This window comes from Lysinibacillus sp. NPDC093190, assembly GCF_050280425.1.
GTDB lineage: Bacteria > Bacillota > Bacilli > Bacillales_A > Planococcaceae > Lysinibacillus.
In genome coordinates, this window is sequence record NZ_JBNNVG010000016.1 from 75,912 (window position 1) to 89,632 (window position 13,721).

Consider the following 13,721-nt stretch of genomic DNA (forward strand, 5'->3'; position numbering starts at 1 on the left):
ATATTTGATATATAAAGATACGCCATATATGTACATAAGGACACCCCAAATGCCTCTAAGCATCTTCATATAATCTCCACCCATCCTTTTTAAACTAACTGAAAATTTTATCTGTAAAGAGAGTGTAGCACAGTTGATAATTATTTGGTAATTAATTGGGGGTGAGCGGCAAGCGAAATTACCAGTTATATAAAAAATATGAAAATGTATACACTAAAGCCCTTAGATTGATATGTGAGGGCAGTTTAACATTTAAGTTTATACGTTAATTACATGCAGAGCTTTGAGTTAGCATACATAAGTATCCGACTGCGGGAGCCTGAGGAGACTTTGAAATTTATTTGAAAACACTAAAAGATATTTTATGTATTAATTGATTTTATTGGTATAATTTTGAAAGAAGGGTGGGAATATGAATGGGTATAAATTTTAATAGTTTTCTTAAAGAAGAATTGTCAGTAATCGATATTCAGACAGCTATGGTACATGGTGATATAACATCAAAAGAATTAACTATGTATTATTTACACAGAATTGCTAAGTATGATCAAGATGGACAGAGAATTAATTCTATGCTTGAAATTAATCCTGAAGCGATATTTATTGCTGAAGCTTTAGATGAAGAAAGACTAACAAAAGGGACTAGAGGGCCTCTACACGGAATTCCGGTAGTTTTAAAAGATAATATCGAAACGAAAGATTTTATGCATACTAGTGCGGGCGTAATAGCATTAGAAAATTATTTAGCAAAGCAGGATGCATTTCTAGTAAAAAAGCTCCGTGAAGCAGGGGCTGTTATTTTAGGAAAAACGAATATGACTGAATTAGCAAACGGTATGTCGAGTACGATGTGGGCAGGCTATAGTTCTCGAGGTGGACAAACACTAAATCCTTATGGTGATCCAGAACTTTTTGTAGGAGGGTCCAGTTCGGGTTCGGCAGTAGCAGTGGCATCAAACTTTTCTGTTTTATCAATTGGAACTGAGACAGATGCCTCGATTTTAAGTCCAGCTATTCAAAATTCAGTAGTTGGCATAAAACCGACAGTTGGGCTCATTAGTCGACAGGGCATTATTCCGTTTACATACTCTCAAGACACAGCAGGACCAATGGCTAGAACAGTAACAGATGCAGCTATTTTATTGGGAGCGTTAACAGGAGTAGATCAAGAAGACGTCGCTACATATAAAAGTGAAAGAAGGTTATATAAGGATTACATCAAATTTTTAGATGCCGCAGGATTAATTGGTGCTAGAATTGGTGTTTATAATAATGCCTCAAAAGCTTATTATGACTCAGGGGAATATGACGAAACACTTTTTAATAATGCAATTCAGGTTTTGAGAGAGCAAGGAGCCGATATTATTGAAGGCATCGAAATCCCTACTTTTCATAGAGACTGGAAATGGGGAGTACCGTTATACGAATTAAAGCATAGTTTAAATAATTTTCTTGTCAATCTACCTTCCCACATGCCTGTCCATTCTATCTCTGAGTTAATTCAATTTAATATTCGATCAAAAGAAAAGTCGTTGAAATATGGGCAGGATAAATTGGAGTCGAGAGAGAATTTACCGAACACGTTAAGAGATTCTGAATATTTAAACGCAAAACTAGAGGATTTGTATTTTTCACAAGAACAAGGGATCGATTATACATTAAAAAAATATGAATTAGATGCGATTATCTTTCCATCCTATATAGGTTCGACAATTAGTGCGAAAGCTGGATATCCGTCTATTGCCGTCCCAGCAGGGTATATGAAAAATGGGAGACCGTTTGGCATAACATTCGCAGGAACTGCATTTAGTGAAGATGTTCTAATAAAACTTGCATTTTCATTTGAGCAAGCAACTAAACTACGAAAAGCTCCGAAGTTGTATTAAGATCTTCTGTGCAAATCCGACACTAAACACCAATTAAAATATGGTGAAATTTATTTAATAGTAAAAAGATTTGACTAATTATATTAAGTTATTACTTGTAAGACAATAACGCAAATAAAAGGATGATTTTAATGAACATCAAAGGTAAAGTACTAGCAAGCGTTTTAGCACTTTCAATAGCAACTACAGGCGGATATATTACGGGAATGCAAGAAGAAGAGAATACAGCAGATGCGGCAACATTCTTTAATAAAAGTGATTTAGGTTATCCAATGTTTTCGCACTTGCCAGAAATCCAAGCGTATTTTAACTGGGATACTGTAAAACAAGGTAACCTAGTATTCTACGTTACAACATTTGACCAAGAAAGAACAGACCATGAAATGAATCTAAATTCTAGTTGGCTACCTAAAGATATAAAAATTTATGCATTTAAAAACATAAATCTAGATTGGATTACTGGTGAACAAAGGTCTGCAAGTTTTAACAATGTTTGATCGCCAGATGCTAAAAATGTAAATGGTGGTGATTTATCTTTATCAAACATCAAAGATGGTGACCCGGTTATTCTCGTGTATGGTGGGTTTGATACCAAGCTATTAGAAATCATTCATATAACTAAGGAGGATTATGAGAAAGCGATGAAAGGTCATAATCCTCAACCACCTGCATGTAAATAAAGTACATTTAGACTGTCCTTCACTGGGTAGTCTTTTTTATTTGTCTTCCTTTCCAATTTCTTAACAGTAGGTAAACTACACATTACAATTTAGTTTGATAGTCAGTAAGGAATATTTACTCTACTATTTCTTACATCTTTAAATGGCTAATTTAACAACTAAATAGCATAGAATAATAGGCGTAATTCGGTGTAATTTACTTAAATGGGAAGCCGGCGCAAATCCGACACTGCCCCGCAACTGTAAATGCACATAGTATTTTAATAAACTCGATCAACAACGATTCAATTCGTTTGTTGGGCGTTCTTTTTTTGCGTTGAATGTGCATGACCCCGAAGCCTACGATTCTGAGTGGAACTTTCTGGTGTTCCGACCTTGCGCACAACTTTTTTCTTCTTGAAAAATAATAGATGTTTTTCCGAAATATTGTTACTATTCAACTAACGGAACAGGTTAGTTGAATAAACAGGTATGTTATAGAAGAAGTTCAAGTAGTTTAAGTAGAGTTATTCAAACAATGTGCAAAAAATTCAAGTTGGAGGAATATACATACATTGTATTTTCGAAAAAGGAGCAGACAAATGAAACTAAATTTTCCTCATATGAAATTAGACTCTTTACCTAATTTAGATGTACCCATAAAAGAAATAACAAATTTAAACCTTTTTGATAATAGGTTAACAACGATACCTTCCGAAATTTATAAAATGAGCAGATTAAAAATTTTGAATATATCTGTTAATAAGATTAAAAAAATGCCTGCGGAGATAGGCAATTTAACAGATCTTAGAATGTTGGATGCAGGGCATAATGAAATTGACGTTATTCCTCCTGAAATTGGATCCCTTCATAATCTGGAGGATTATTTATACCTTCATAATAATAAATTAAAGTCCATTCCACCTGAGATCTCTAAGCTGGTCAAAGTGAAATATTTAAATCTAAGTGATAATCAATTATTAAAATTACCAGATGAACTTGGACATTTGACCAATATTATAGAACTGCGTGTAATGAATAATCAATTGAAAGAGTTGCCGTACAGTATTTGTAGATTAAGTAACTTGAAGGAATTACATTTAAAAAATAATCAAATCACAACTCTTCCAGTAAATATAGGGGAATTGTCATTATTGCGTGTTTTAGATATAGAAGATAATCAATTAAAAGATATACCTCAATCTTTACATAAATGTTTAAGGTTAAGACGATTAAATTTGAGACATAATCAATTGACCACATTACCTGAAGAGATTGGACAATTGAAGAATTTATTAGAAATTGATCTAAGAAGCAATCTTCTAACGGAATTACCAAAATCATTGCTGGAAATGGAGGGGTTAGAACGTTTGGATCTTAGATGGAACCACCAATTAAACATACCAAAGTGGTTAAGAGAACTAGAAGAAAAAGGGTGTATTATTTATTTGTAATTGTGATTAAATGCACTTAAACTAACTGGGCTTTAGTTTAATGTTTACAATCCGAGTTAAAAAGTCTAGAAGATAATGCATAAGAAACTGGAATATATTGTGTTATTTGACTTTGGAAATACACTCCTATACAATTGATTTTAATAATCTAATAGGAATACTAGATTCCTATGACAACTGAATAGCGTGGAGTAATAGGTGTAAATTGCGTGCAATTTACTTAAAAGGGAAGTCGGTGCAAATCCGACACTGTCCCGCAACTGTAAATGTGAGCGACTTTTCAAATACCACTGTTTAACGACGGGAAGGGGAAAAGTAGCGATGATCATGAGTCAGGATACCTGCCTATTATGAGTACACACCATAACCCTACGAGGAATAGGAGGTGGCATGTTGACAAAACAGAATGCTCTGTTCGTCACTGTACGTCAAACGCCCAAAATAAAAGAAGGTATTGGCAATCGAGCTAATTCTTTGATATTTGGGCATTGTTTGACATTATATGATGAACGAAAAAGATAGAATGAAGGATTTCCTCGCGTTAATAGGAAATCCTTTTTTTACTGATGACTTCCGTTTTGAAAATATGTACGAAAAGAGGATGCAAGTATGACGAATATTCATGTATATACAGCACAGGATTCGCAATATTTAGATATGAAAATTTGTAAGCAGCCACGCACTGAAGTTACTAAGAAAGCTACAACAAGAATGGTTATAGAATCACTTGTTGATCAATTAATAGCTAGTAATCTTATTAGTAATGAACGATTATTTGAGCAAATTTTATATAACAAAGATATTATTTGGATTCAAAATGAAAATATTAATGGGCACCTTTTTGCAAAGGCGGATATGACAGATCAGCTTAAAACAAAAACAAATAGTTTTATGATGTATATGCCGACAAATCCAATTGTGTATGAGGTGAATGGTGAGCATTATCATTTAATTACACGGATTGATTCGACGCGTGCAAAACCAAATTTAGAGCGACTTTCCCAAGATCCTAATCCAATATTAAGTGCTGCTCGGGTCAATGATTTATTGTGCTCGATAGTAATGCGCTTTTATGAAACATATTTAGAGGATTTATCACAGGTAGCTCATAAAGACAAACAACTGATTAATTTTGTAGAGCGAGAGTATCAGCAATTTTTAGAAGCTGTGAAGGAGCTAAATGATTATCATTTAAACTGGCACCCACGTGGTAACGGTCATGAACTATTGCTTGAATTAATTGATAATTTGCAACTTTTGAGAAGCCGACCGGGCAAGGTTTTAATTGATTTTTCTAATTCCCATAGTCACGTTGTGGTGGAACCTTCATATCGCATTTTTAAACAAGCACAGAAAACAGTACAAGCTTTATAAAAAAAATCGCGCGGGGTGAAGAAGAATACCCGTGAACTGGAGTGGTATACCTGCGAAGTAGAGTAAATACACGCGGAAGCAAAGCAAATACCCGTGCAAAGCAAGATTACCCGCAATAGCATAGTAAATCCCCACGAAACATAATAAACAGGACAATGATATAAAATCATGTCCTGTTTTTATGAATTTAGTCAATACAATGCATAGCTGCCGCTGCCTCATGCCATGGAACGGAGTAGCCTTTGCCTTTTGCACAAAAAATACTCGAGGATGTATATTCGGGGTCGGCGTTTTTATCGTAGTCAATTTGCGCAATAATGTCTTCTGTATTGTGACACATATCATAACCATCAAATTGTAGAGAAAGTACGCCCTTACCATTAGTGTAGGCGGCAAAGGTTGTACTGTAGCTCATAAATGTTGCGACAGGGGCTCGACCAGTTAAAATCGCATCATGTTCAGTTAAAATTGGCGCATCAAATGTACCAGCAGCTTGTTGAATATCGGTCATCATGCGGCCGATAAAATCACTAGGAGCTTTTAGCTTAAAGCGGTAATACGGCTCTAGTAATACATTTTCTGCTTGCTCCAGCCCTTGCCGTAATGCTCGGAATGTTGCTTCACGGAAGTCGCCACCATCAGTATGTTTAATATGTGCGCGTCCCGTTAAAAGAGTGAAGCGAACATCTGTCACGGGGAATCCTGTTAACAGCCCATGATGATCGCGCTCGAATAAATGTTTTTCAATGAGTCGTTGATGCCCGACCGATAAATCATCCGCATGACATGCATTGACAAATGTATTGCCAGTAACGCGTGTATTTGGCTCCATCAATAAATGTACTTCTGCATAATGCTTTAATGGCTCAAAATGACCATAGCCCGTCACCGTTGTTGCGATCGTTTCCATATATAAAATCTGTGGTTCGCTAAATGAAATGTCTAGTGAGAAGCGTTTATTAAGCACGTCGATCAGAACTTCGAGTTGGATGACACCCATAATATGTACATGAATTTCTTGAAATTTTTCATGCCACAGCACACGTAATGATGGCTCTTCCGCTTCGAGTATGCGGAAAATTTTTAATACTTCCTTTATATGCTGATCGCCTTCATATTGTACTTTCGCTTGTAATGTCGGTACTAATTCATAGGGCTGCGGGTTACCTGAATTACCAATGATATCTCCGATGTTTGCTTCACTAATTCCTTTAACTGCGAAAATCTCCCCAGCCTCGACCTCTTGAACTGTTACATAACGGCTGCCATTGTATAGTCGAATCTCAGTCACTTTTTCTGTTACATCTCCAAAGGAAAATTCATCACGCACATGTAACGTTCCCTGCAATGCCTTTAAAAAAGTTAAGCGTTGATGTCCATCATGACGAATTTTAAACACCTCACCTTGAAACGGGGCATTGTTATGAAAATGTATCTCTGTAAGTAGGAGAAGCTGTGCTAGGAATTCCTTTATCCCAATATCTTTCAAGGCAGAGCCAGAAAAACATAGAAAGGCCTTTTCCTGTTTAACCATCGTTTGTAAATGAGTAAGGCAGCTAGAGCTATCCAATGTCTCATTAAGAAAAGCATCGAGAAGCTGCTCATCACGTTCTGCAAGCCACTCCATCATGTGGTTGGAAACATAGTCAGAACGGAGCGGGTCATCTACGAATAGTACATCCTCAGAGCAATCCTTTTGAAGCTGTGCCATAACGGCTTCAACATCTGCCCCTTCACGGTCAATTTTGTTGATAAAGAAGAAGGTTGGGACGTGATATTGGCGTAAAAGTTGCCACACTGTTTCAGTATGACCTTGTAGTCCTTCAACCGCACTAACAATAATAATGGCATAATCCATAACTCGAATGGCACGCTCCATCTCTGGCGAGAAATCGACGTGTCCAGGTGTATCGATTAACGTATATGTATCATTTCCAATCGTCATGCGACCTTGCTCCGCAAAAATCGTAATGCCTCTTTGACGCTCTAACTCATGATTGTCTAGAAATGTGTCCTGGTGATCTACTCGCCCGCGGGCTTGAATACTGTTTGTATGAAATAGTAACTGCTCAGAAAATGTTGTTTTTCCTGCATCAACGTGAGCAAGTACTCCAATTGTTACATTCATAAAAAATCCTCGTTTCTATTAATTCATATCAACATTGTAACAGAATTGGGTAAAAAAATATTTCGTGTAGTGTTTATGTCGCAATAGTGTTAAAATATTTAATATATTTATTATTATGATTTATTTGTGAGATTGTGAATCTGATTATTTACAACAAAATAAAAACGACGTATTGGTGCAAATGATTTTGTCATTTGCTTAAAAGGGAAATCGGTGCAAATCCGATGCTGTCCCGCAACTGTAAATGGGGAGTCTATACGAGATGCCACTGTAGCTACGCTATGGGAAGGCGTATAGATGACGAACCTAAGCCAGGATACCTGCCAATATATATTTTTTACTTAAACCACGAGGATGGAGATAGTGAACAGGTTGAAGAACCTTTCTTTCGCTATGCTAACCTCTTGGAAACAAGGGGATTTTTTTATGCCCTTTTCTAGAAACTTAACTCGGTAGCAAAGAAGTCTAATGATTTCTTTCTATATATTTAACATCAAAGGAGAAGAGGACATGAAGAAATGGAAACACGTATGGCTTGTCTTTGCAATAGCATTGATCGCTGTACTAGGCGCGTGTAACGCAAAGGACAAACCAGAATCTGCAGCAAAAGATGAGAAGGTAGAGCCTTCACATGCTGAAACGACAGAAGTAACGATTGAAAATAATGGAACAACACAAGTATATAAGGAAGCACCAAAAAAAGCGATTAGCTTAAATCAACACGTGACAGAAATTATGCTGGCTTTAGGTTTAGAAGATTCAATGGTAGGGACGGCATACTTAGATGACAAAATTTATGAGCCCTTGCAAGCTGCCTACAATAAAGTACCTGTGTTAGCTGAACAGTATCCTTCAAAGGAGCAGGTTATTAATGCTGAGGCAGACTTTTTATACGGTGGTTGGAAAAGTGCCTTTGGAGAGAAAGGTGTTGGTACACCTGAAGAGCTTGAGGTCTTAGGGATTCACACTTATTTACATACTGCCTCAAATATGACGAAACCAACTTTAGACGATATTTTCACAGATATTCGAAATATCGCAAAAATTTTCCGCGTTGAGGATCGTGGAGAAGCTTTAATTGAGAAAATGACAAAGGATGTAGATGCAGTACGAGCAAAATTACCGCAAGATGGGAAAGAACTGCGGGTATTAGTGTTTGATAGTGGTGATAAAGATGTCTTTACTGCTGGACAGAACTTTATGAATGAGCTTGTTAGTATGTCTGGCGGTAAAAATATTTTTGGTGATGTAGAATCAGGATGGACTACGGTATCAAAAGAGAATGTAGTAGAACGAAATCCAGAAGTTGTTGTTGTCGTTGATTACGGAGAAACAACGGCGAAAGAAAAAATAAATTTCTTAAAAAATGATCCAGCCTTAAAGGAAACGGAAGCAGTAAAAAATGAACGCTTTGTGATCTTACCGCTTTCTGCTGCGTCAGAAGGAGTTCGTGCTGCAGAAGCCATTCAAGTATTAGCAAAAGGCTTCTATCCTGACAGCTTTAAAAACTAGAAATAATCTGGGCTAGCGTTTTGCTAGCTCCTTTTTCATAAGGAGAATTATTTATGAATGCATTCCGTACGAATATACCGGACAAAACCTTTGAAAAGCTAAACAATAAAGGGGGTTTTACTCGTCTTGCCGTAAGTCCTGGTATTATTAATAAACATTATACGCCTGCACAATTTCAAACAATAGCGAAGGTTGTAGGGGAGACCGGTGCGATCAAATACTCTGCCTCTTTCAGCATATTATTATCTATTCCAACAGTAGATGTAGCAAATACGATTGGGGAGCTAGAAAATGCTGGTCTGTATGTGGCAAAGCAAGGGCCAATTGTAGCGATGAAGGCCTGTGATTTTTGTGACGGTGATAAGATGGAGGCAGCACCGATTACTGAACAGCTATATCATGCATTAGCAGGAATAACGGTCCCTACAGGATTACGTTTAAATGTCAATGGCTGTGCCTCAGCCTGTTATAATGCGGTCTATGATGATATTGGGCTTGTCTATCAAAAGGATAGCTTTGACGTCTATTTAGGAGCAGTACCAATGGGGGCGAATGCACAAGCCGGAACGCTGTTTGCAAAAAGGGTAGGAGTAGAGCAGGTTGAAGGATTTTTAAGGCAAATCATTGAGTTCTATAAGGAACACGCTCGTCCGAATGAACCTTTTTATAAATTTTATCGCAGAACAAAATCTGCTGATTATTGGGAGTTATTAAAAAGTAAGACTTAATCCTAGATTCATAATCATCTCGTTTTACCGCAATAAAATGCCTACAGAAATAAATTGTAGGCATTTCAATTGCATGGTTTTCTAATTTGGTATTTAGTAAAGTATCTATAACCTAATTTTCTAAGTACTTTCCGTTCCGATATGCATTATTTTCGAAAGATACGTAAGCTTGAATGACTTTACCATTTTCTACTCTATATCCATAAAGCACTGTTGGTTCATCATCAAATTTCACTTGTATTTCGTATCTATTTGATGTTGTTGACAATGAATCTTTGTCTACACTAATTTTCCAAGATGCATTTGAGTATTTCTCTTCTAAATGTTCTTCAACCATTTGAGTATATTTATTATATTTTGCATCCTGTATATATGGACGAACAATTAGTAATACTGCATAGCTTAAAAGGATAATAGCTACAAAACTATACAAAATTATTTTTCCTCTTTTTCTAAAAAAGAATGAGATTACGAAAAAGAAATAAATAATGCCAAACACAAAAGATAGCTCTAATGCTTTTAAATCCATATATCTATCTCCTAATAAAATCAATTTTAATTAGATTTTTCTATTTTAATTATAGCCTATGTAATATAGCATTGCTCCAAAAAAGTTGAGGTTAATAAGAGTGCCTTCTTTATTGAAGGTGGATTTGATTTACTACTGACCCAAAAGTTCAACTAGTTCTTTAGAAAGATTTAGAAGGTTCTTTATTGTATAGATCCAGCAATTGTTGTAATGGCAAATCGTAAAATTATTGCAGATGATGTTTCAGAACATATTTTTTATAATCCTGTGATAGTAGAAGAAAGTATACTGAAGCCGCCTGCAGTTGCTAAAAAGGCCAATTATTATCCGTATTAAAGAAAAGAGATTTTATGAAAGGATGATAACTGGCATGCATATTTCATTAGTTGGGAGCATTAATATCGATCTTGTCTTTCGTGTTCCTTATATTGTAAATAATGGTGAAACGCTTCACAGTGCGTTCCATAGTGTTTATTACGGTGGAAAAGGTGCTAATCAAGCTGTAGCAGCAAGTCAGCTAGGAGAAAATGTTCATTTTATTGGAAAAGAAGGCAAAGATGATTTCGGGGAGCACGCGATAAGAAATTTAAAAGATAAAGGCGTTTATGTTGATTCCATTCGAAAGGAGGGAGCTACTGGGCAAGCGATAATCCAAGTGACAGATGCCGGTGATAATGCGATTGTTTTGTTTCCTGGTGCAAACTTTCTAGTTACTCCTAAACAAATTGAACAGGAAGCTACTATCATTTCTTCAAGCAAAGCACTTCTTCTTCAACTTGAAATACCGCTAGATGCAGTTGAAAAGGCAGTGGAAATCGCATCTCAACATGGAAAAATCATCATCCTAAATCCAGCACCATCTCTAAAATTACCAGATTCTTTATTGAAGAATATTACTTTTATAACTCCGAATGAAACAGAACTTGCACAGTTGATGGGGATTGAAGTGACAACAGAAGAAAATATTCGCTCCGCATGTAGGTCATTGTTAGATAAAGGGGTCGGAACGGTAGTCGTTACACTTGGATCTAAAGGCTCTTATTATATGAATCATGAAGAAAGTGGCTGGGTTTATGCGTTGCGTGTTGACACGATCGATACAACTGGTGCGGGAGACGCATTTAATGGAGCTTTGACAGTAGCACTATGTAGGGTGGGAGTCGCTTCGAAGTTCGATCGTTTTTGCCACGAAAGTTGCCGCTTATGTCGTTACTCAAATGGGTGCACAACCGCGTATCCCAGAATCAATCTTGAAATAAATGATATCCGTAGCTCTTCGTCATTATTGCGAAGCAGCTACGTTTTTTTTTTGATGCAGTAAGTCACCCGTTAGAATCTCACCACTGTAAAATCCTCTCTGAGATAAAAAACAATTTTTCCTTAAAAGCAGGAATAATACTTAGGGCGTCGAAATATTCTACATAAGTAATGAAATTTTAACACAAAGGGGATTTAAAATATGACTTTGAAACAAGGGATTCAACCAGAAGATCTATATCAATTAAAATCAGTGGCAGATCCACAAGTATCACCTGACGGAACAGAAGTTGTGTATGTAGAGACGCATATTGATGAGAAGAAAAAGGACTACGTGTCTAATTTATTTTACATAAACTTGCATGAAAAAAAGACTCAACAATGGACATTTGGAGAAGATAAAACGAATTCACCAGTTTGGTCTCCAGATGGCAGTAAAATCGCATTTGTATCAACGAGACATGGCAAGCCACAGATTTTTGTGCTTTCTAAAGCAGGTGGGGAAGCGAAACAACTTACTAATTGTAAAAACGGTGCGACATCACCAGTTTGGTCTCCATGTGGTAAGAATATTGCATTTGCAGTAAAGCTAGGTAAAAATGAAAGCATTTATGATAAAGCTGAAAATGATAAGAAAGATGATAAAGTACTTAAACCACTTGTAATAGAAAAGATGAAATATAAGTCAGATGCTGCTGGGTTTATTGATATGGAGCAATTTTCTCAAATTGCAATCGTCAATCTTGAATCTGGAGAATTAGAGCTAGTTACGGAAGGGAAACATAATTTACAACTTGGTACATGGTCTCCAAACGGAAAATACCTTTCTTACATTGCTGACTTAACAGAGGATCTAGATTTTTCATTCATAAGTGATATTTACTTATTGGATTTAGAGACAAAACATGGTCGCAAGCTAACGGAAGGAACGGGTATGTTCTATCTTACTTCATGGTCTCCGAATAGCCGCTACATAGCTTATATTGGAAGTGAAAGAGAATTTGAAAATGCGACACAAGCAAAGTTATGGATTTATGATTTGGAAAATAACAATACGACGTGTATAACGAGTGAATTTGACGCGCCTGTCGGTGATTATGTTGTTGGTGATTTCCTGCAAGGTGTAGTTGCTCCTCGTGTCCAATGGTTGGAGGATAATAAAAGTTTTTACTTCCAAGTGACAGATCACGGAAATACAGCTATTTATTTTGGTAATCTATCTGGAGAATTATATCCAGCGATTAATGATGATCAGTATGTCTATGGTTTTTCACTTGACTATAAGAATGACAAAGCGGTAGTCGCAATCAGCACTACTACAAATCCTGGCGATCTATTTCACGTAAATTTAAATACTGGTGAAAAGGAACAACTTACAAAAGTTAATGAAGAATTTTTAAAGTCGAGAGAATTATCTGTTCCAGAAGCAATTGAATATGAGAGGGCAGATGGTTGGAAAGTAAGCGGTTGGATGATGAAGCCTATTGGATTTGAGGAAGGGAAAAAGTATCCACTTATTCTTGAAATCCATGGTGGACCGCATGCTATGTATGCCAACTCATATTTTAATGAATTCCAAATCCTTGCTGCACAAGGTTATGCGGTTCTCTTTACGAATCCTCGCGGAAGCCATGGCTACGGTCAAAAATTTGTTGATGCGGTTCGTGGTGAATATGGCGGCAATGATTATAATGATCTAATGGCCGCTGTTGATTATGCATTGGTGCATTATGATTTCATTGACAAAAACCGTCTCGGAGTTACAGGTGGGAGCTATGGGGGCTTCATGACAAACTGGATTGTCGGTCATACAAATCGCTTTAAAGCAGCTGTTACGCAACGTTGCATTTCTAACTGGATTAGCTTTTACGGCGTAAGTGATATCGGCTATTATTTCAATGACTGGCAAATTCAAGCGGGACTAGACAATATAGAGAAACTATGGAATCATTCGCCACTTAAATATGTAGACAATGTGGAGACGCCACTGTTAATTTTACACAGCGAAAAAGACTATCGCTGTCCGATTGAACAAGCAGAGCAATTATTTATTGCCTTGAAACATCGTAAAAAAGAAACTAAATTTGTTCGCTTCCCAGAATCCAATCATGAACTTTCTAGGAGCGGAAAACCAACGTTAAGAATCAATAGACTAGAATATATTAGGGATTGGTTTGTGAAATATCTATAAAAT

At 36.5% G+C, this 13,721-nt stretch carries 12 protein-coding genes and 3 riboswitches; of the genes, 10 read left to right on the top strand and 2 right to left on the bottom strand.

Going from position 1 to position 13,721, the window contains the following annotated elements:
* Positions 1-416 precede the first annotated feature (416 nt).
* The 5 genes from ACQKOF_RS14005 (at position 417) to ACQKOF_RS14025 (ending at position 5,373) form a co-directional block, all read left to right on the top strand.
* On the top strand, positions 417-1,886 hold the full coding sequence (locus tag ACQKOF_RS14005) for an amidase family protein (protein ID WP_427558015.1): 1,470 nt from the start codon (positions 417-419) through the stop codon (positions 1,884-1,886).
* A 131-nt stretch (positions 1,887-2,017) separates the two neighbouring features.
* Complete coding sequence (locus ACQKOF_RS14010) at positions 2,018-2,383, top strand: hypothetical protein (protein ID WP_427558018.1); 366 nt, start codon at positions 2,018-2,020, stop codon at positions 2,381-2,383.
* A gap of 343 nt (positions 2,384-2,726) precedes the next feature.
* A riboswitch (cobalamin riboswitch) is annotated at positions 2,727-2,923 on the top strand.
* A 224-nt stretch (positions 2,924-3,147) separates the two neighbouring features.
* The gene (locus ACQKOF_RS14015; protein ID WP_427558020.1) at positions 3,148-3,999 is read left to right on the top strand and encodes a leucine-rich repeat domain-containing protein; all 852 of its coding nucleotides are present in this window, start codon (positions 3,148-3,150) and stop codon (positions 3,997-3,999) included.
* A gap of 179 nt (positions 4,000-4,178) precedes the next feature.
* Positions 4,179-4,362, top strand: a riboswitch (cobalamin riboswitch).
* A 30-nt stretch (positions 4,363-4,392) separates the two neighbouring features.
* Positions 4,393-4,521, top strand: coding sequence for a hypothetical protein (locus tag ACQKOF_RS14020; RefSeq protein ID WP_427558023.1), 129 nt, complete (start codon positions 4,393-4,395; stop codon positions 4,519-4,521).
* Positions 4,522-4,608: 87 nt separating this feature from the next.
* Positions 4,609-5,373, top strand: a complete 765-nt coding sequence (locus ACQKOF_RS14025; RefSeq protein ID WP_427558025.1) for a hypothetical protein — start codon at positions 4,609-4,611, stop codon at positions 5,371-5,373.
* Between the two features lie 187 nt (positions 5,374-5,560).
* Here the strand turns inward: ACQKOF_RS14025 and ACQKOF_RS14030 are convergent, their stop codons facing one another.
* Positions 5,561-7,501 (bottom strand): GTP-binding protein, encoded by a 1,941-nt coding sequence (locus tag ACQKOF_RS14030; RefSeq protein ID WP_427558028.1) that lies wholly within the window; start codon positions 7,499-7,501, stop codon positions 5,561-5,563.
* A gap of 156 nt (positions 7,502-7,657) precedes the next feature.
* Positions 7,658-7,843: riboswitch (cobalamin riboswitch) on the top strand.
* Between the two features lie 168 nt (positions 7,844-8,011).
* Here ACQKOF_RS14030 and ACQKOF_RS14035 point away from each other — a divergent pair.
* Together ACQKOF_RS14035 and ACQKOF_RS14040 are read left to right on the top strand one after the other, a co-directional pair.
* The gene (locus tag ACQKOF_RS14035; protein WP_427558031.1) at positions 8,012-9,013 is read left to right on the top strand and encodes an ABC transporter substrate-binding protein; all 1,002 of its coding nucleotides are present in this window, start codon (positions 8,012-8,014) and stop codon (positions 9,011-9,013) included.
* A 53-nt stretch (positions 9,014-9,066) separates the two neighbouring features.
* Positions 9,067-9,741: a precorrin-3B methylase gene (locus tag ACQKOF_RS14040; protein WP_427558034.1), complete on the top strand. Its 675-nt coding sequence runs from the start codon at positions 9,067-9,069 to the stop codon at positions 9,739-9,741.
* 112 nt (positions 9,742-9,853) lie between these two features.
* On the opposite strand, the gene ACQKOF_RS14045 is transcribed toward ACQKOF_RS14040, so the two are convergent.
* Entirely contained in the window at positions 9,854-10,270 is a 417-nt protein-coding gene (locus ACQKOF_RS14045; RefSeq protein ID WP_427558037.1) for a hypothetical protein, read from the bottom strand.
* A gap of 210 nt (positions 10,271-10,480) precedes the next feature.
* Here ACQKOF_RS14045 and ACQKOF_RS14050 point away from each other — a divergent pair, with 210 nt between their 5' ends.
* The 3 genes from ACQKOF_RS14050 (at position 10,481) to ACQKOF_RS14060 (ending at position 13,718) form a co-directional block, all read left to right on the top strand.
* Entirely contained in the window at positions 10,481-10,606 is a 126-nt protein-coding gene (locus ACQKOF_RS14050) for a hypothetical protein (protein ID WP_427558040.1), read from the top strand.
* A 34-nt stretch (positions 10,607-10,640) separates the two neighbouring features.
* Positions 10,641-11,591: a ribokinase gene (locus tag ACQKOF_RS14055; protein WP_427558042.1), complete on the top strand. Its 951-nt coding sequence runs from the start codon at positions 10,641-10,643 to the stop codon at positions 11,589-11,591.
* A gap of 138 nt (positions 11,592-11,729) precedes the next feature.
* A complete protein-coding gene (locus ACQKOF_RS14060; protein ID WP_427558044.1) occupies positions 11,730-13,718 on the top strand; it encodes a S9 family peptidase in 1,989 nt (662 codons plus the stop codon).
* Positions 13,719-13,721: the final 3 nt, after the last annotated feature.

Excerpts from the sequence above, each read along its gene's own strand:
- ACQKOF_RS14005 (WP_427558015.1), top strand. The coding sequence starts at position 417 with ATGGGTATAAATTTTAATAGTTTTCTTAAAGAAGAATTGTCAGTAATC.
- ACQKOF_RS14010 (WP_427558018.1), top strand. The coding sequence starts at position 2,018 with ATGAACATCAAAGGTAAAGTACTAGCAAGCGTTTTAGCACTTTCAATA.
- ACQKOF_RS14015 (WP_427558020.1), top strand. The coding sequence starts at position 3,148 with ATGAAACTAAATTTTCCTCATATGAAATTAGACTCTTTACCTAATTTA.
- ACQKOF_RS14025 (WP_427558025.1), top strand. The coding sequence starts at position 4,609 with ATGACGAATATTCATGTATATACAGCACAGGATTCGCAATATTTAGAT.
- ACQKOF_RS14030 (WP_427558028.1), bottom strand. The coding sequence starts at position 7,501 with ATGAATGTAACAATTGGAGTACTTGCTCACGTTGATGCAGGAAAAACA.
- ACQKOF_RS14035 (WP_427558031.1), top strand. The coding sequence starts at position 8,012 with ATGAAGAAATGGAAACACGTATGGCTTGTCTTTGCAATAGCATTGATC.
- ACQKOF_RS14040 (WP_427558034.1), top strand. The coding sequence starts at position 9,067 with ATGAATGCATTCCGTACGAATATACCGGACAAAACCTTTGAAAAGCTA.
- ACQKOF_RS14045 (WP_427558037.1), bottom strand. The coding sequence starts at position 10,270 with ATGGATTTAAAAGCATTAGAGCTATCTTTTGTGTTTGGCATTATTTAT.
- ACQKOF_RS14050 (WP_427558040.1), top strand. The coding sequence starts at position 10,481 with ATGGCAAATCGTAAAATTATTGCAGATGATGTTTCAGAACATATTTTT.
- ACQKOF_RS14055 (WP_427558042.1), top strand. The coding sequence starts at position 10,641 with ATGCATATTTCATTAGTTGGGAGCATTAATATCGATCTTGTCTTTCGT.
- ACQKOF_RS14060 (WP_427558044.1), top strand. The coding sequence starts at position 11,730 with ATGACTTTGAAACAAGGGATTCAACCAGAAGATCTATATCAATTAAAA.